Source organism: Cutibacterium porci, from assembly GCF_009696315.1.
GTDB lineage: Bacteria > Actinomycetota > Actinomycetes > Propionibacteriales > Propionibacteriaceae > Cutibacterium > Cutibacterium porci.
In genome coordinates this window covers 377,149-394,875 of record NZ_VUMG01000002.1, presented here as the reverse complement: position 1 = coordinate 394,875, position 17,727 = coordinate 377,149, and the positions used below count along the sequence as shown (strand labels likewise).

Below are 17,727 nucleotides of genomic sequence, written 5' to 3'. Positions count from 1 at the left end.
GACAATGAGTCCTACACGTTTCCGTTTACCTTAGCGGAATAGGTGATCCGGGTTGGCGAAAATGCGCCTGTGAACTGGTGTGCATTCCAGGCGTGACGCCGTAGGACAGATGGGCGTACGGGGTGCGGCAAAGTCACTAACGCGAGATGTAAAAAAGCCGACCGACTTTCGTCGGCCGACCTTTGTTGTGGGCGATGCCAGGTTTGAACTGGCGACCTCTTCCGTGTCAGGGAAGCGCGCTACCACTGCGCCAACCGCCCGAGGTGGAGACGGGATTTGAACCCGTGTACACGGATTTGCAGTCCGTTGCCTCGCCTCTCGGCCACTCCACCACGTGGATAGGTCCGAAAGACCTCTCCGAGCGGACGACGGGACTCGAACCCGCGACCCTCACCTTGGCAAGGTGATGCTCTACCAACTGAGCCACGTCCGCATGCTGTCCAGCGGATCTCTGAGGGCTTTCGCGCCTTGTCGTTCCTGCCGGGCGACGAGAAAGAACTCTAGAGGATGCCTTGGAGGCAATGCAAATCGAGCCGGTTGGATCGCTACGAAGCCAGGTGTCCCACCTAGTCACATCGAATTTTATGGCGGGTAGCGTGTCGCAGGTCTCGGGGTGGCGAATGGATAACCGAGGTCCTGACGAGGAAGGCTGGGCATAACACCCGATTGGCTGAGACTCGCTGCGTGGCTCAGCGCAATATGCGGCGATAATCGTTTTCGTAGATGATCGTCCTTGTAGCCGACCAGCAACATGTGATGCTCTCGTCGGCTTGGACAAGAGGTCTCGGTTCTGGCATAGTTTCTCCAGCACGGGCGGTTGGCGCAGCGGTAGCGCACTTCGTTCACACCGAAGGGGTCGCGGGTTCGAACCCCGCATCGCCCACCAGTCTTATGGAGGGCTGCGTGGTATCCATGCAGCCCTCTTTACTTCCCGGTCATCAGAGTGACTGTGACGACCCAGTTCAACGATGACCCAGTTCAACGCCGTAATACTGTGGTCACGTCAGTGTCGCGAGATTGGCGCTGGGGATCAACTAGGAGGCGCACTCATGCCCATCACCGTTAAAGCTCTTCAGAAGGAAGACTCGGATAAGCCCTTTAAGGTCGTCGAGATCCAACGGCGAGATCCTCGCCCCGACGACGTCGTCATCGACATCAAAGCGGCTGGAATCTGCCATTCCGACATCCACACCATTCGCAACGAGTGGGGTCAGGCGCACTTTCCACTGGCCGTCGGTCATGAGATTGCCGGAGTTGTTGAGGCTGTGGGTTCCGACGTGACGCAGTACCAGCCCGGCGACCGGGTAGGTGTCGGATGTTTGGTTAACTCGTGTGGCCATTGCGAACAGTGCGAGGCGGGGGAGCAGCAGGCGTGCCTCAACGGTCCCGTCGGGACGTATAACTCTCGTGACGTTGACGGAACGATCACCCAGGGCGGCTATTCTCAGAAAATCGTTGTTAACGAGAAGTTCGTCTGCCGCATCCCCGATTCTCTGGACTTCATGGAGGCAGCTCCACTGCTATGTGCCGGCATTACGACGTACTCGCCGATCGCCCAGTGGAACGTCGGTGCTGGCCAGAACGTTGCCGTGTTAGGTCTGGGCGGACTAGGCCATATGGGCGTTCAGATTGCCGCCGCCAAGGGGGCCAACGTCACGGTGCTTTCGCGGAGTCTGCGCAAGGCAGAGTTGGCCACAAAACTCGGGGCCTCGCGGACTCTTGCTACCAGCGACGACAACTTCTTCCGGGATCATCAGGGAGAGTTCGATTTCATTCTTAATACTATTAGCGCCCCGATCGATTTGTCGGCTTACTTTAAGCTACTCAAGCCTCGTGGGGTTATGACCTGCGTCGGTTTGCCACCTGAGGAACTTGGGCTACCAATTGGTTCACTTATTAACGGCTCCAAGGTTCTTGCTGGGTCGAATATCGGTGGCATTCCTCAGACCCAGGAGATGCTCGACTTCTGTGCCGAGCACCACATCGGGGCGTGGGTGGAAAAGATCGGGGTGAACGAGGTCGACGCAGCATACGACCGAGTCGTGGCAGGCGATGTGAGATTCCGCTTTGTCATCGACACCGCGACATTCGAGGAAGCAGCCTGAATTAGCTGAGACGTGAACCGATACTCCTGCGTGCTGGTGACGGGCTAGCTGTTAACGACGAGCGGGCGTGAGGCGTCCATCGAGCATGTGTAAATGCTGTGATCCCCGGGCGATGAGATTTTCGTCATGAGTGACGAGGATGGTAGCGGCGTTGTGTTCGTGGGTGAGCTTGACGACCATATCGGTAATATGCGCTGCCGCTTGCGAGTCCAGAGCACTGGTTGGCTCGTCCACGACCAGCACAGTAGGTTCATTCATGAGCGCACGGGCGATATTGACTCGCTGGCGCTGTCCGCCAGACAACTGGGCTGGCCGTTTGTGCATGTGATCGGCCAGTCCTACAGCGTCAAGGAGTTCCTCGGCCTGCGTGCGGCGTCGCGCCCGCGTTGAGCGATGGGCGCCATCGAGCTCGCCCATCATGACGAGTTGGTCACGCGCGTCGAGACTCGCGATGAGGTTGGACTGTTGGAAGACGATGCCAATGCGCTCCCGGCGTAACTGGGTGGCACTGGCATCGTCAAGCCCAGTGACCTCAGTGTCGTCGATGTAAATGGTTCCGCTGTCGGGTCGAGCCAAGGTCGACGCCACGGCAAGGAGACTTGACTTTCCCGAACCTGATGGCCCGGTGATGACGGCGACGTGGCCATTGTCGACGTGAATGCTGACGTTGTCTAAGGCTGTTACGCGGCGGGCACCGTCAGGGCGGGTAAAGGTGACGCTGTCAAGATCGATCATGATGAAACTCCTGGAACGTGGTGATGACGTGAGTTAGCGGGTGGGGCCGAGGGTTTGCTCGGGTTCGGTATTCGACATAGACCGGATTGCCATGGCTGCTCCGGCAAGTCCGAGCAGGCCGAGTAAGGCACCTGGCGCCAACGTTGTCCACCACGACATGGCGAAGGGCATCGCGGGGCGAATGGCATACCCGGCAATCGTCACTATGACAAGCCCTGTTCCGATGCCAATACCTAGAATCACCCCTGCTTGGCCGAGGGCGTCGCGACGCAAGGCTTTGGTCGTCGCTCCTAAGGCTCGAAGGACGCCAATATCGTGGCGGCGCTGTATTGTCCAAACCGTAAAGAAGGCTCCCACAACAAGGGAAGAAATACCGAGAAGTAAGACGATGATAAGGGCCAAAGAACCGATTTCAGATTCAAAAGTTGGCAACATCCGCACAGATACCCACGGCGTTGCTGATTCAGTTCCGACAGCCCGATCTACGGCTTGCCAATCTGGCGTGCCACGGACGAGCAGTGCGGTTGGTTTAGTTTGACCCATACGTGCCGCAGTCTCGCGCCACTGCCTATACCCCATAGCAACAACAGCAGAATGGTTGTACCAGGTGTTGTCTCCGACCGACTGCACAGTGAACTCTCGGGAGCCGATCTCCACCGAGTCTCCCCTCTTCAAACCAAGGCTGTCGGCAATCGTTTGCGAAATAATGACGTTGCCCTGTGATGGGACTCCCAGTGATGTTACGGCGACGTCAGATCCGAAGATGGCGATTGCAGATTCGGTATCGCCTTTCCTGGCTTGGGTCTGGGTGATTCCGAGCGGTGTGGCCGTGGAGACACCGCTGAGAGATTGCCATTTCGTGAGCTGATTGTCACTGATGCGCGAATCAGTCCATGTCGCAGTCGATCCATTCTTCGCGAGCACAATACGATCGGCTGGCAGGTGTACCACTGCAGCCACACTGCGCTGAGCAAGTCCTCCGGCAAGCCCTGTGAGAAAACCAACTAAAACACAGATGAGGGTAACTACAGCGGTCATGAGGGCGAACCGTCCTTGAGCGAAAGCCAGGTCACGCCGTGCGAGGAACATGAGGAACTCCTTATTGTTGACTGCTCCACTGTCGTGGCAAAACGTCGTGTCGGCATCGGCGCACGGTGTGGTCATGTTTCGACACAGGTTGGATGTGCGTCTCAATCTTTTGGATGATGTGACGCTGGGCCTCGGTGCCGCATTTACGCCAGGATCTACACTTGGGCCCGATGAATACCACCACATACGCCCGTCATAGGCTGCACCGCTGGCGAGACATTGACATTGGTCACCGTGGGCGCGCCGTGGCCATCGAGGTAGGGATGCAGATCGGTATTCAGGTGCTTTTCGCCGGCCTTGTCATCTTCACCATCGCCATGGCTTTCGTGTTATCTCCGCCACATTTGGCGCGGATCCTCATGTGGACGGCATTACTCATTGTTGTGTACACCACTTTGATGGGTACCCACGTCATGGATCGTTCTCGCCGCGCATTGTGGCGTCCCTTATTGGTGGCAGCTTTGGTGATCGTTTCGGTCGTACTGGCAATCGACTTTCCTTATGCCGCGTATCTGACGATTCCGCTGTCATTTGTGTATGTGGATCATCTAGCGCCCTTGCAAGCGTGCGTCGCGGTCGTTGTGGGGGCGGTGGCCATCGTGCTTGCAGTCGGGTTGGCGAGAGGCTGGAGTGTCGGAGGCGTCGTCGGTCCAGTTGCGGGAGCCACGGTCGCCGTCGTTGTCGGTTTGTCTTTGAAGGCCATGGAGGTTCAGGCGACCGAGTTGGAACGCCTTAATGGGGACCTGTTGACGGTACAAAAGAGGTTAGCCGCCTCTCAGCGTCAAGCTGGCGTGCTGGAGGAACGAGCACGATTGGCGCGCGAGATTCACGACACCGTCTCTCAATCTCTTTCAAGTATCGGTCTATTGCTATCTGCGGTGGAGCGCACCGCTCCCGATCACCCCGCCATTGAGCAAATTCACCTTGCGCATCGGGCCTCCTCAGAGGCTCTTTCGGAGACCCGCGGTCTCATTGCCGAATTGGCCCCTCCTACGGTTGCCCGTCAAGGACTTCCCACCGTGCTTGAGCGGCTCGCAGTAACGACCTGGTCAATCGGAGGTCTGCACGTCGACGTCGACTGCCCTGATACCTCTGATCTTCCCATGGAGATCCAGACAGTGCTGTTGAGGCTGTGTCAGGGAACCATGTCGAATGTCGTGCGTCACGCCCACGCAAACCATGCGTCGATCACGATTGTGCGTCCCAGCTCGGACCATGTGCTGTTGAGGGTTAGTGACGACGGGATCGGTATGGATCTGAAGGCGCCCGCCGGCGACGGATCATTCGGGTTACAGGCTATCCGGCAGCGGGTTGAAGACGTGTCGGGTGACGTCTCCATAACGTCTAAGCCGGGGGAGGGCACCATTGTTAATGTCGATCTTCCCCTTCCCGCAGCGTCGCGCGTTCACCACTGTTTAAGAGAGCCGTCATAAGCCAAGGAGAGTCATCATGACTGTGCGTGTCCTTATTGCAGATGACCATCCGGTGGTCCGAGCAGGGGTTGCGGCATTACTCGGAACCGACCCTGACATTGAGATTGTTGCGACTGCCTCGACTCCGTCTCAGGCCCTCGCTGCGGCAGCTAGTGTCGACATTGATCTTGTCTTACTTGATTTGCAATTCAGTAGTGGCACTGACGCGCTTTCCGGGGTCGATGTGACGCGAACGATTCGATCTCAGCCCAATCCGCCTGAAGTCCTCATCCTCACCAATTACGACACAGATGCGGACATTTTGGCTGCGGTCGAGGCCGGCGCTACGGGGTATCTGCTCAAAGATGCGCCTGCTGAGGAACTACTGTCCGCCATCCATCAGTCCGCGCGAGGCGAAGGAGCTTTAGCCCCAGCCGTCGCGACGCGCCTCATGGCTCGAATGCGCTCTCCGCAGACTTCGCTGACAGCCCGGGAACTTGACGTCCTGGAAGCTTCTGCGGAGGGACTATCGAATGCACAGATTGCGCAATTGCTCGTGGTGTCTGAAGCCACCGTCAAGACGCACCTATCGCACATTTACACCAAGCTCGGAGTCACGTCTCGGGGCGCAGCTGTCGCCAAAGCTCGGGATAGTGGTCTCATTCGCTGACCCAGGAGTCGAATCAACCCCACTGGGTACGGCATGATTAGACAGTGTCCGACATCCGTCGGACTGCTATCGAGTGAGGAAGTCAATCGTGTCCATCAGCATCATCCTGCACCGTTCCGGTACCTCCAGGACCCAGCAGGTGGACACCACAACTACTGGGTTAGATCTGTTTGGCTCCGATCGCACCATCGTCGCTATGCGTGTTGACGGCAATCTTGTCGACCTTCAGCGTGAACTGTATGACGGTGCCGACGTGGAGCCAGTTGAGGCTACCAGTGACGACGGGCTCAACATCATTCGGCACTCGGCCACCCACGTCATGGCTCAAGCCGTCCAGCAGCTGTACCCCGAGGTGAACTTGGGTATTGGTCCGTTCATTACTGACGGGTTCTACTATGACTTCGGCAACATAGAACCTGTCACCCCTGAGGTCCTTTCAGAACTTGAAAAGCGGATGAAGCGAATCGTCAAAGAGAATCAGCGCTTCGTGCGTCGAGTGACAACCGAGGAGTCGGCCCGCGAGGAATTGGCCGACCAGCCTTACAAGTTGGAACTCATTGGTACGAAGGGCAAGGGTGCTGAGGGTGCCTCGGTCGAGGTTGGTGGCACTGAGCTGACGATCTACGACAACGTGCGTCGCGACGGCGAGGTGGCATGGAAGGACCTTTGCCGTGGCCCCCATGTGCCCTCGACGAAATATCTGGCAAATGCTTTCGCTTTGACGAAGTTCTCAGCCGCGTACTGGAAGGGTGACCAAGCCAACGACCAGTTGCAGCGTATTTATGGCACCGCCTGGGCGAGCCGTGAAGACTTGCTGGCATACCAGCATCGCATCAAGGAGGCTGAGCGTCGCGATCACCGAAAGCTAGGTGCCGAGCTTGATCTGTTCTCCTTCCCGGAGGAAATTGGGCCGGGTTTGGTGGTTTTTCATCCCAAGGGCGCGATGTTGCGTCACCTCATCGAGGAACACGTCATCACTCGTCATATGGCGGCGGGGTTCGTTTTCGTCCACACTCCAGAGATCACGAAGGGCGGGCTATTCCACACCTCGGGTCACTTGCCCTATTACGCTGACACGATGTTTCCGCCGATGCTTGTCGACGAGGAGCGGGATGAGAAAGGCAACGTCACCCGGGCTGGCCAGGAGTATTACCTCAAGGCCATGAACTGCCCCATGCACAACCTCATCTTCCGGTCGCGAGGTCGGTCGTACCGCGAGTTGCCACTGCGGTTCTTTGAGATGGGACATGACTACCGGTACGAGAAGTCGGGCGTTGTCCACGGGCTGACTCGTATGCGAGGTTTTACCCAAGACGACTCCCATACCTACTGCACCCGCGACCAAGCCCCCGACGAGATCAAGAAGCAGATTGAATTCTTCCTATCTATCTTGGCTGATTTCGGCTTGAATGATTTTTACCTCGAACTGTCCACCCGTGAGGGCGATGCCGTGAACGGAGAAAAGTTCATCGGCTCTGATGAGGACTGGCAGATCGCTACCGATACCCTCGACCAGGTATGCCGGAGCACCGGTCTGCAGCTTGTCCCTGATCCAGGCGGCGCAGCCTTTTATGGCCCTAAAGTTTCGGTGCAGGTTAAGGACGCCATCGGGCGTACCTGGCAGATGTCGACGATTCAGTACGACTTTAACCAGCCTGAGCGCTTCGACTTGGAGTATGCGGCGGCCGACGGTACCCATCAGCGTCCGATCATGCTGCACTCGGCCAAGCTGGGTAGCGTCGAGAGGTTTATTGGCGTGCTTACTGAGCACTATGCGGGTGCTTTCCCGGTCTGGCTCGCCCCGGTCCAGGTGCGTTTGGTGCCGGTGGCGGAAGCATTCAACGGCTACGTCAACAACGTCGCCGATGCGTTGAGCTCGCGCGGCATTCGGGTCGAGACGGATCTGTCCTCGGATCGATTCGGCAAAAAGATCCGCAATGCCTCAAAAGAGAAGGTGCCTTTCGTCCTTATCGCGGGCGGTGAGGACGCCGAGGCCGGTGCCGTGTCATTCCGGCTGCGTGATGGGTCTCAAGTCAACGGCATCGCCGTGAACGAGGCTGTAAAGCTGATTACAGCGTGGAATGACGGACACCGAAACGATGATCCGACTGCCGAGACATTGCGCGGAGTTGTCAATGATTGCGGAGTTGTCGATGACTGAGGATTACCGCCTCGAATTCGCTGAGAACCTGGCCGGGGTCCCGGACTCCTTCAGGAGGTTCTGGACTCCGTACCGGATGGCGTACATCTCTGGTGAGAATAAACCTCATGGTGATCGTCCCGAGGATGGCTGTCCTTTCTGCATTGCCCCGCAGCGTACTGACGAGGACGCCCTCATCGTTCACCGAGGCGAGCACTGTTACGTCATCATGAACCTTTACCCCTACGGTCCCGGACATATGCTGGTGTGTCCGTACCGTCACGTTGCTGGCTATGTCGACGCGACCCAGGAGGAAATTGTCGAGATTGCTCAGCTTACTCAGGATGCCATCCGTACTCTTCAAGAGGTCTGCCATCCGCAAGGGTTCAATATGGGTATCAACCAAGGTGCATCTGGCGGCGCCGGGGTTGCTGCACACCTGCACCAACATGTCATCCCGCGATGGACTGGAGATACGAACTTCTTGCCTATTGTCGCCGGGGTTCGTGCTGTCCCACAGTTACTCGGTGATGGCCGTCGTATGCTAGCTGATGCGTGGATGACTCATGCTTGAGCACTTCAGAGCCGGATGGGCTAAGGTGATGAATCCCATTGCTGATGCTCTACTGAGGGCCCATGTCACTCCCGATGTGGTTACGTGGATCGGGACAATTGGTGCCGTGCTTATGGCCCTCGTGTGCTTTCCGCGTGGCTGGCTGTGGCAGGGGCCTTGGTTGGTTACCCTGTTTATTTTCTCTGACTCTCTCGACGGCAACATGGCTCGCAAGCTGGGACGCCACTCCCAATGGGGGTCGTTCCTAGATTCGACTCTGGACCGCTTCGGCGACGCTGCAATCTTTGTCGGAGTGGCCCTGTACTTCGCCGGGCCGGGTAACAGCATGCTGTGGACGGCGATGTCGTGCGCTGCCCTGGTCTTCGGCATGGCGACCTCCTACGTGCGCGCCAAGGCTGAGTCGGTCGGTGTAGAAGCCAAGGTGGGCATCGCGACTCGTGCGGACCGTCTACTTGTGAGCTTGGTGGCTATTGAAATCACTGGGCTCGCCAGGGTCGGGGTCCTCCCTCATTGGTGCCTGGCTGCGTTGCCAGTTGCGTTGTGTTATCTGACGCTGGCAGGAGCGATCACTGTCGTCCAACGAATGGTGGCGGTGCGCCGGGCGTGCGAGTCATGAGGGGGACGTGGTGACCGGTTTCCTAACTGAAGGATGCGGATGGCTAGGGTAGATGTCGTGATGCGCACCCCGCCGCATGGTGACATTCCTGAGGCTAATCCATGGGATACTGATCGGTTTTGGACGGTCCCTAACGTCTTGTCAATCATCCGACTCATCGGTGTACCCGCCTTTTTATGGCTCGCTTTGGGGCCGCGTTTAGACGGATGGGCCGTCGGGGTACTTGCTGTGGCGGGCCTGACGGATTGGCTAGACGGTCGGATCGCTCGCCGGTGGCACCAAGTGTCCCGCATCGGGCAGATGCTCGATCCGATTGCTGACCGTCTCTATATTTTTGCGACTGTCATTGCCTTGACGCTGCGCAATGTCATCCCGTTGTGGCTGGTCATCCTTCTTGTTGCCCGTGACGTGTGTATGGCCTGTCTCGTCCCGGCATTACGGACGCGTGGATTCACATCCCTGCCAGTCCATTTCGTCGGCAAAGCGGCGACCTTCTGCCTGCTGTATTCCTTTCCGCTGGTGCTACTGGGACATTTCGGTTCCGGTGGATGGACGGTGTGTCGGGTGCTCGGATGGGCTTTCGCAGTGTGGGGGACAGCCCTCTACTGGTGGGCATTTTTCCTCTACCTGGCCCAAACCATCCACATTGTCCGAACCGTACCGCGTATGGATTCGCGGGGTGAGCAGTCGTGAAGCAGCGTCCGGACGCGTCGATGGACCTGTTGCGTGAGGTTCGTGAGCAGGCACTCGATCCCAACTACCAAGCACGCCACGATCAGGACCCGGGTGCCATCTCTCGTCGGCCGATCGGGGTGGCAGCCGTGGTGTTACTCCTCGTCACAGGCGTGCTCATCGGTATTGCATGGCGGTCGACAGTTGCCCGGGCGCCTCTGGATGCGCGAGAACGCAAAAACCTTGTCGCCCACGTGCAATCGGCTCAGGCTCACGAATCGGCCCAGCACGCTGAATTGGATAGGTTGCGTGCATCAGTCAATGCCATGAAGGGGGTGACGGCTTCCCCGATTGACGAAGAGGTAGGTCTGGACTCGGCGACAACTGCAATGGTGGGCCCGGGAATACGCATTATCGTGGATGACGCCAACGCTGCGCCCGCCGACGAACTTGGCGATAAGGATATGCGACGGTTGGTCAATGCGTTGTGGCAAGCCGGCGCGGAAGCAGTAGCTATCAACGGACACCGTGTTGGGCCTCGCACCGCGATTCGCTCTGCCGGATCGGCGATCACGGTCGATTACGTGTCGCTGTCTCGCCCCTACGTCGTCGAAGCCATTGGCTCACCGCAGAAGCTTCCTGCTGAACTGGCAGATACACCTGGCGGTCGTTGGATGACGTACCTCAGAGATAATTCGTCGATCACCTATCAGGTGACGACGAAAGACCGGGTTTCTGTGCCGGAATCGAAGGCATCGGTGAGTCACGCGAGCCCCCATCGTTGACAATGAGACGATGAACGGCACTGACACACAGGAAGGACACCCATGATTGCGCTCATCGGCTTGGTGGTCGGGATCATTATCGGTATCGCAGTTAATCCGACCCTGCCGCCTGGTTTGCAGCCGTATTTGCCAATCATGATCGTTGCTGCGCTGGATGCGATCTTCGGTGCAGTGCGTGCCTATTTGGCTCACACGTTCTCGGACCGTGTCTTCGTTGTGTCCTTCTTGTCCAATGTCGCTATTGCTGCTCTCATTGTCTGGGTGGGGGATCAGATTGGTGTGGGTTCGCAACTGTCGACTGCGGTCGTCGTCGTCTTAGGTATTCGTATTTTTACTAATGCTGCCGCCATTCGGCGCGAGGTACTTCATGCCTGAGCATCGCGATCGACGAGACCGGGCGGGGCATCGCTGGCGCACGATTGGCAAGGACCTAGCCTCAGTATCGACTGGCCAGATTCTTGTTGCCATCATCTTGTGTCTGTGCTCATTCATGGTCGTTACTCAGGTGCGATCTCGTCACGATCAGGACGCCTACTCCACCATGAGTCGAGCCGATCTAGTGACGATGCTGGATTCGTTATCGGACTCGTCGCGCCAGCTTGATTCGGAAATTGCTGATCTACGCGCCACGACAAGGGAGCTCCAGTCGGGCGCTGATTCTCGAAAGGTTGCTCAGCAGCAAGCTGAGGAACGGCTTACTCGGATGAAGATCTTGGCTGGTACTGTCCCCGTTCACGGGCCTGGTGTCACGATCACTATTGATGATCCTGACAACAAGGTCACCTCAGACATGATGCTCGATGCCGTTGAAGAAATGCGTGACGCTGGGGCTGAGGCCATCATGCTCAATAACACGGTGCGCGTCGTTGCCGACACGTGGTTTGCGCCGAGCCCAGATGGTCTGCAAGTTAGCGGCGCCACCGTCACCCGCCCGTACACCCTTACGATTATTGGCGAGCCTCACGATCTCAAAGAGGGAGCGAAATTCCGTGGCGGTTTGGTCTCCCAAATGGAGTCAGACAAGGTGGGTGCCAGCGTCGAGGTGACGACCTCGCAGGATCTTACTATTACGGCGATAGCTCATCCACAACCAATGACTCATGCAACACCAGCGAGATGAGGCAGGCATCAAGGCGCGCGGCGCGGTACTCTGCGAGTGCGAACATTTTTTACGTCGGCCTGTCATGGAGGTGGTGATGACCGAGATTCCCGATGATGTGTTGTGTACCTCGGACCACCTATGGGTGAGGCCCGGCAACGGTCATCGAGTGCGACTGGGATTCACGTCGGTCCTTCTGGATCGCTGGGGAGCGGTCGAGTCGCTGTCCCTTCCCGATGATGGCGAGCAGGTTGTCTGCGGTGATTGTTGTGGAGACGTAGAATTTTCAGCGCGTACCTGGGAGATTGTTTCGCCGGTAACTGGCGAGGTTGTAGCGGTGAACCCAGCGATCGGCTCTGAAGAGGTCGAGGCTGACCCTTGGGGCGACGGATGGCTCTTCGACGTAAGAATGTCGGATCCAGAGCAGCTCGACGAGTTGCTCGACCCAGATGAATACCTCGCGAGCATGGGGGAGGTACCCCTAGAATGACTATTTCGGAGACCCCGAGAGCGAGGATGCGAACATGAACAAGTGCCCCATGTGCGGCCATGTCAACGAAGATGGCGCAAACTTTTGCTCCCGATGCGGGACCCGACTCGGGGTACCCATCGACACACCGGGTGACAATACTGGTGTGATCCCGACTATCAACGAGTCGACGGTGACCGAGGAGACGTCGCCGAATGTGGATCTTCCCGCCGGAGTCTTGCAGGACATCGCTGATCTTCCCGCAGAGAATGCCATGTTGGTGGTGCGGCGAGGCCCGAATCTTGGTGCCCAGTTCTTGCTAGATCAGGATGAGACGACGGCAGGGCGCTCCACACATTCCGATATCTTTCTCGACGACATCACGGTGTCGCGACACCATGTGAAGTTCATTCGCCACGATGGCCGAATGATTATTGAGGACCAAGGCAGCCTCAACGGCACGTATGTCAACCGCACTCTTGTCGATGGTTCAGCGGTATTGCGTGACGGTGATGAAGTTCAGATCGGTAAATTCCGGATGACCTACCACACAGGTGGTACGACATCGGGGACGAGTGGGGCCGGTCGCGCCTGATGCCAAGATCTGTCCGCACAATCGGGCAGGTCATGAAGACTCTCAAACCGGATTTTCCCGACCTGAGCATTTCGAAGATCCGATTTCTAGAGTCCGAGGGCCTGCTCTCCCCTGAGAGGGCACCATCGGGATACCGCAAGTACTCCGATTCTGACGTCGAAAGATTGCGGTACATCCTGACGTGCCAGCGTGACCATTTCCAGCCGCTGCGGGTTATCCGAGACCACTTGGACATGATGGACCGGGGTGAGGAACCTCCAGTGTCTGAGGCACCTCCCCTTCCGACCGAAAACGACGATGCTGCTGATCGTCAGCCTGAGCCGACTGGTCCTGGAATTGTCCGGACTCGTGGGCCTATTCGGATGAACCGGCGCGAGCTTATTCGTGCTTCCGGTATTACCGAAGCCATGCTTATGGAGCTTGAGCGTCACCAATTGGTGCGTCCAAAGCGAGGAGCCTCGTACTATGGTCAAGAAGCCCTTGTCATTTGCGTCGCCGCGCGTCGGTTGATGGCATACGGTATGGACACCCGTCACATGCGCGCTATCAGACAGGCCGCAGAACATGAGGCTGGACTCATCGAGCAAGCCCTCATTCCCCACGCGAGGCATCCCGATCAAGCGTCTAAAATCGCTGCTGAGACGACCAAAGTGATGATGCACGCCCATACCGCGATGGTTTACGACATGTTGGAGCATTGGTCAGGTAACTAATCGACGTCGGGCGCGCGCTAGGGTGATCCCATGGTCTTGCTCGAGGTTGCCGAGATTCGGACCGAACCTGTTTCCGGGGCGGCGGTGCTGCTGCTGCGCGAGGCTGATGGTCGACGTCATCTTGCTTTGTGGATCGCGGATCCTGAAAAAACGGCGATTATGGACGCCATCAACGAACGGGAGCCTGTCCGTCCCTTCACCCACGACTTATTGGCGCGTGTCATCGCACTGCTGTGTGAGGAAGAGCCGCAGTGCATCATTACTAAGGTCGAAGACGGCATTTGGTTTGGTGAATTGGTGCTGGGGGATATGCATATCGACGCTCGCCCCTCTGACCTGGTGGCTCTCGCATTGCGCTTGCCAGTCCCGATCTGGTGCAGCGACGAGGTGATTTCTACGGCTGGGATTCTCCTCGATGCCGGCCCAGAAGATGCTGTTGAGGAGTTTCGACATTTCCTTGACAACGTTAGTCCCGACGATTTTGGACCTGGACCCTCTACCTCTGGTTGACCTTGAGGCCACGGCAAAATGCCTAGTGAGAAGGATGTTTAGCGGAGGTGGACAGGCGTGATGCATGGCAGACGGCGTGGCTTCGACCCTGACGTGAGGTTCGCGCCGTAGCGTCAGAGTCGTTCGGCGAGGCGTCACGCTTCGTCGACCATGAGTAGAACTGGTGAAGGGTGACGACATGGCAACGACCGGTGAGCAGCCGAGTGTTGAGACTCCTCTCGACGGCCACGCGCGTCGCGGACAGGACGCCCTATTCGAGGGCGACTTTGCCCCGTTGCCTGAGGACATCGGTTTTCGTGGCCCGGTGGCATCTGGCGCTGCCGGTATTACCTATCGTCAGCTGGATTACTGGGCACGAACTGGGCTTGTCCGTCCAGAGATTCGAGCAGCTCGTGGTTCGGGAAGTCAGCGGTTGTATTCGTTCCGCGACATTCTCATGCTTAAGGTTGTCAAGCGACTCCTTGACGCCGGGGTGTCCCTGCAACAAATCCGGGTAGCGATCGACCACCTGCGCAGTAACGGGGTTGAAGACCTCTCCCGTGTCACTCTCATGAGTGACGGGGTCTCGGTGTACGAATGCACCAACGACAACGAGGTCATCGACTTGCTGCGCGGTGGACAAGGGATGTTCGCTATTGCACTGGGAGGGGTATGGCGCGACGTCCAGGGCAGCCTCGCTGATCTGCCGAGCGAGCGCCTCGCCCCGGTGGAGGACGCCGAGCTCGACGAGTTCACTGCACGCAGAATTGCTAAGCACGCCTCGTGATTGTGTGGTGAATCAACAGGAAAAGGTCTCTGCGGCCTCCGTACTCGAGACCGGCGACCGTGCATCGTGGGCCTTCTCCATGCAATGATTTCAACGAGGAGGCCCCTGTGAAGGACACCATAGCCGCCATTATGAAGCGGCCCAGTATCGCCCACCTGCTGCGAGCCCACACTCGGTTTAGCCGACGCCTTGGCAACCATTTTGCCGCGTCCATTACCTATTTTACGGTGCTGGCGATCATCCCGGTTATTGCATTTGCTTTCGCGATGTTGGGTTTGATTTTGAGCCGCTTGAGTCCCTACTTGCTCGACCAAGTCGTGGACTCTGTTGTGAGCTTGGCCACTGATCCAGACGATAAGCAGCAGATTCGCGCTGTCATCGAGAACGCTATGCAAGTCGGAGGATCGCTGTGGGCGTTCGTCGTGTCCATTCTTACCGCGTTGTGGGCAGGAATCGGATGGGTTGGAAATATCCGCAAAGGTATTCAGGCAGAATGGGCCCCGGATTTTGACATGGTTGGCGATGACCGTGGTTTCGTGCGAGCGAAGCTTTCCGACACGCTCGCATTTCTTGGGTTGCTGCTCGTGACACTCTTGACGATCGCCACTTCCCAGGTTGGGTCGTCCATGGCCGGGATGCTGGCCCGATGGACAGGCCTCGACTCGGTTCCTGGGCATGGCTGGCTGCTGACGTTGGCAGGGTTATTAGCGACGACGATTGCAGGCTGGCTCCTTTTCGTCTTCTTGTACACCGTGATGCCTCGGGTTAAGGCGAATTGGCGCCCAATCCTCACAGGATCACTGACAGCCGGATTCGCTCTCGCACTAGTGCAGGTGGGTGCTGGATATTTGGTGCAGGCCTTTCACTCCAACAAAGCTGTTCAAGCCTTCGGCTCGATTATTATCGTTATGCTGGTTTTTGACCTCGTTGCCCGGTTGATTCTCTTTATTGCGTCGTGGATCGCAACTGCTAACCAACCCGCTATTGACAATGAGTGGAATGATTGCGATGAGCCTTTGCTCGGACGTGATGATTGCGTTACAGCTGAAGGGCACTGGGAAGCGGCTTTAGCAGACCGTGCCCGTCAGCAGGCGGAGGGGGAACACGGCGAGGACGGCAGGCAGATCGGCTTGCCGGCCGATGCCAGTGATTCAGAGGCCAGCGGTGGGAGAGCCGATGGTGAGCCGTATCAGGTACCTGAAGGCGCGACACTCAACGCACCCGCAACATCAATTCCGCCATCTCAGCTGAGCCGCCTGCCGGTCGTCGGCGCGAGTATCGTCGGTGCAATCGGGGGCATGGTTGTCGGCGCCATACTCGGTCGACGCCGTGGGGATTAGTGAATCATTGATTGCGTGGTGCGCTATCCGCTTGGGGCGACCCGATGCCGACCTCCCCCCCGGACCAGGTGACACGCTCGTCCCATGTGCGATCGGCCCCCATAACCAGGCTCTGAGAACGCAGGAAGGGAGTTGCGACGTGTGGTCGTCACGGAGAGCTAATTGCGCCTTAGCCGCCAGTCTCCTAGGCACAGTGTCACCCGGAATCGTTATGTTCACGCTGCCTCCCCTATTTACCGCATGGTGGGAGGCCGCGACGGGAGCCTCAGACGCATCATTAGGCTGGGTGACGACGTGCGCGGTTCTAGCCTCGGGACTGTTGACGTATGTCGCCGGGATCGTCCGGCAGCAGTTGGGGACTCGCTGGATGTATATCGCGGCGACGGTCCTCATGCTCATTTCTCTGGCAGTCGTGCTGGTTAACCCACGGTCACTACCAACTGCTTATGTTTGGGCGCTGCTGTCGGGAGCATCCTCGGCGTTCGCTTATTCCCCGTCATTGGCTGCGGTCCAAGAATGGTTCCCGCGACGGTTGGGATTGGTCACCGGACTGGTTAGTGCCAGTTTTGCGCTTCCTGCCGCCGCGGCAGCACCTGCCGTCGGGGCCATGCTGAGACATTGGGGGTTCACAGTCACAATTGTGGCGCTCATAGTCACAATCTCTGTCACACAGGTGGTGGCGATTATTCTTTCTACCCCACACTGGCTTGAAAAAGAGCGTGCGGCAGGCCTGACAGCTTCTCGCACAGAGATTGCAGCCCTTTCGGTGACGACTACACAGGCTGTGCGGACTCCCGCATTCTGGCAGGTATGGGCGATTTGGTTCGCCGGTGGCGGAGCTGCTGTTGCGATGATGACACTTGTTGCCACCTACTCAGCACATCTCAACGATGTTGGGGTACCGGTAAGTGCCGTGGCAGCTATAACTGCCTTTGTTTCCGGCAATGGGCTAGTACGCGTGTTTGACGCGATAGTGCTCGACCGCATTGGCCCTACGGTGATTGGAGGCATAGCTTCCTTGACCCTTGCGCTTGGGTACGCGCTATTGGGGTTTGTCACCAGCGTATGGGTGCTTATCAGCGTAGCCTTTTTGGCAGGAGCCACATTGGGAACTATTTTCACTATTTCCCCGATGCTGCTTACGCCGCTATTTGGTATCAAGCACTTTGGTCCGATCTTCGGCCTGGCTTTCACCGCCTACGGCGTTTTTGGTGCCTTTGCTGGCCCGATGCTCAGCTCATATCTGGCTCAATGGCTGGGATATGGCCCGGTATTTATCTATCTCGCAGTGTTGATGGTCTGGGCTTTCATTTCTGTGCTCGCGGTTGGCCGCTCACAGCGGCGAATAGCAACCTTGAGCTTAAGTGGAAAGTGACCCTTCCGTTTTCATTCAGTTCAGCTATCAGGACTGATGCCCTCGGAAGGGTCATTTCCCGG

At 57.7% G+C, this 17,727-nt stretch carries 19 protein-coding genes and 4 tRNA genes; 18 read left to right on the top strand and 5 right to left on the bottom strand.

All coding sequences use genetic code 11. The features are described from left to right. Positions 1–188 precede the first annotated feature (188 nt). The 3 genes from FYJ43_RS05800 to FYJ43_RS05790 all read right to left on the bottom strand — a co-directional run bounded on the left by FYJ43_RS05800 (position 189) and on the right by FYJ43_RS05790 (position 433). Positions 189–260 (bottom strand) — tRNA-Val (locus FYJ43_RS05800). 1 nt (position 261) lies between these two features. Continuing rightward, positions 262–332 (bottom strand) — tRNA-Cys (locus FYJ43_RS05795). Between the two features lie 28 nt (positions 333–360). Further along, positions 361–433: transfer RNA gene (locus tag FYJ43_RS05790), tRNA-Gly, on the bottom strand. 378 nt (positions 434–811) lie between these two features. On the opposite strand from FYJ43_RS05790, the gene FYJ43_RS05785 reads away from it, so the two are divergent. Continuing rightward, positions 812–886: transfer RNA gene (locus FYJ43_RS05785), tRNA-Val, on the top strand. Between the two features lie 163 nt (positions 887–1,049). Then, positions 1,050–2,105, top strand: a complete 1,056-nt coding sequence (locus tag FYJ43_RS05780; RefSeq protein WP_154562834.1) for an NAD(P)-dependent alcohol dehydrogenase — start codon at positions 1,050–1,052, stop codon at positions 2,103–2,105. A gap of 51 nt (positions 2,106–2,156) precedes the next feature. On the opposite strand, the gene FYJ43_RS05775 is transcribed toward FYJ43_RS05780, so the two are convergent. Then, entirely contained in the window at positions 2,157–2,840 is a 684-nt protein-coding gene (locus tag FYJ43_RS05775; RefSeq protein ID WP_154562832.1) for an ABC transporter ATP-binding protein, read from the bottom strand. Positions 2,841–2,873: 33 nt separating this feature from the next. Beyond that, complete coding sequence (locus FYJ43_RS05770; RefSeq protein ID WP_229771634.1) at positions 2,874–4,004, bottom strand: ABC transporter permease; 1,131 nt, start codon at positions 4,002–4,004, stop codon at positions 2,874–2,876. 143 nt (positions 4,005–4,147) lie between these two features. Between FYJ43_RS05770 and FYJ43_RS05765 the strand changes: the two genes are divergently transcribed. From FYJ43_RS05765 to FYJ43_RS05690, 16 genes are all read left to right on the top strand, one after another. After that, complete coding sequence (locus FYJ43_RS05765; RefSeq protein WP_326833446.1) at positions 4,148–5,362, top strand: sensor histidine kinase; 1,215 nt, start codon at positions 4,148–4,150, stop codon at positions 5,360–5,362. Positions 5,363–5,378: 16 nt separating this feature from the next. Beyond that, positions 5,379–6,011: a response regulator gene (locus FYJ43_RS05760; RefSeq protein WP_154562828.1), complete on the top strand. Its 633-nt coding sequence runs from the start codon at positions 5,379–5,381 to the stop codon at positions 6,009–6,011. Between the two features lie 73 nt (positions 6,012–6,084). Then, positions 6,085–8,172, top strand: coding sequence for a threonine--tRNA ligase (thrS, locus tag FYJ43_RS05755; protein ID WP_326833380.1), 2,088 nt, complete (start codon positions 6,085–6,087; stop codon positions 8,170–8,172). Beyond that, positions 8,165–8,725 (top strand): HIT family protein, encoded by a 561-nt coding sequence (locus FYJ43_RS05750; RefSeq protein WP_154562826.1) that lies wholly within the window; start codon positions 8,165–8,167, stop codon positions 8,723–8,725. Before thrS ends, FYJ43_RS05750 begins: the two co-directional genes overlap by 8 nt. Next, a complete protein-coding gene (gene pgsA, locus FYJ43_RS05745) occupies positions 8,718–9,341 on the top strand; it encodes a phosphatidylinositol phosphate synthase (RefSeq protein ID WP_154562824.1) in 624 nt (207 codons plus the stop codon). Before FYJ43_RS05750 ends, pgsA begins: the two co-directional genes overlap by 8 nt. A 33-nt stretch (positions 9,342–9,374) precedes the next feature. Then, complete coding sequence (locus tag FYJ43_RS05740; RefSeq protein ID WP_154562822.1) at positions 9,375–10,034, top strand: CDP-alcohol phosphatidyltransferase family protein; 660 nt, start codon at positions 9,375–9,377, stop codon at positions 10,032–10,034. 20 nt (positions 10,035–10,054) lie between these two features. After that, positions 10,055–10,798 (top strand): DUF881 domain-containing protein, encoded by a 744-nt coding sequence (locus FYJ43_RS05735; RefSeq protein ID WP_154563420.1) that lies wholly within the window; start codon positions 10,055–10,057, stop codon positions 10,796–10,798. Positions 10,799–10,840: 42 nt separating this feature from the next. After that, positions 10,841–11,173, top strand: coding sequence for a small basic family protein (locus tag FYJ43_RS05730; RefSeq protein WP_154562820.1), 333 nt, complete (start codon positions 10,841–10,843; stop codon positions 11,171–11,173). Beyond that, on the top strand, positions 11,166–11,918 hold the full coding sequence (locus tag FYJ43_RS05725; protein WP_154562818.1) for a DUF881 domain-containing protein: 753 nt from the start codon (positions 11,166–11,168) through the stop codon (positions 11,916–11,918). The genes FYJ43_RS05730 and FYJ43_RS05725 overlap by 8 nt, the downstream gene beginning before the upstream one ends. A 64-nt stretch (positions 11,919–11,982) precedes the next feature. Next, positions 11,983–12,387: a glycine cleavage system protein H gene (locus tag FYJ43_RS05720; RefSeq protein ID WP_154563418.1), complete on the top strand. Its 405-nt coding sequence runs from the start codon at positions 11,983–11,985 to the stop codon at positions 12,385–12,387. Between the two features lie 34 nt (positions 12,388–12,421). Further along, positions 12,422–12,961 (top strand): FHA domain-containing protein, encoded by a 540-nt coding sequence (locus FYJ43_RS05715; protein WP_154562816.1) that lies wholly within the window; start codon positions 12,422–12,424, stop codon positions 12,959–12,961. Further along, the gene (gene ftsR, locus FYJ43_RS05710; RefSeq protein ID WP_154562814.1) at positions 12,961–13,674 is read left to right on the top strand and encodes a transcriptional regulator FtsR; all 714 of its coding nucleotides are present in this window, start codon (positions 12,961–12,963) and stop codon (positions 13,672–13,674) included. Before FYJ43_RS05715 ends, ftsR begins: the two co-directional genes overlap by 1 nt. Before the next feature lie 30 nt (positions 13,675–13,704). After that, positions 13,705–14,184, top strand: coding sequence for a bifunctional nuclease family protein (locus FYJ43_RS05705; RefSeq protein WP_154562812.1), 480 nt, complete (start codon positions 13,705–13,707; stop codon positions 14,182–14,184). 178 nt (positions 14,185–14,362) lie between these two features. Beyond that, positions 14,363–14,950, top strand: coding sequence for a MerR family transcriptional regulator (locus FYJ43_RS05700; protein WP_154562810.1), 588 nt, complete (start codon positions 14,363–14,365; stop codon positions 14,948–14,950). Between the two features lie 131 nt (positions 14,951–15,081). Then, complete coding sequence (locus tag FYJ43_RS05695) at positions 15,082–16,290, top strand: YhjD/YihY/BrkB family envelope integrity protein (protein ID WP_154563416.1); 1,209 nt, start codon at positions 15,082–15,084, stop codon at positions 16,288–16,290. A gap of 211 nt (positions 16,291–16,501) precedes the next feature. Beyond that, positions 16,502–17,665 carry an MFS transporter gene (locus tag FYJ43_RS05690; RefSeq protein WP_154562808.1) on the top strand — a complete coding sequence of 388 codons (1,164 nt, stop codon included), beginning with the start codon at positions 16,502–16,504 and terminating at the stop codon, positions 17,663–17,665. The last annotated feature ends 62 nt before the right edge of the window (positions 17,666–17,727 follow it).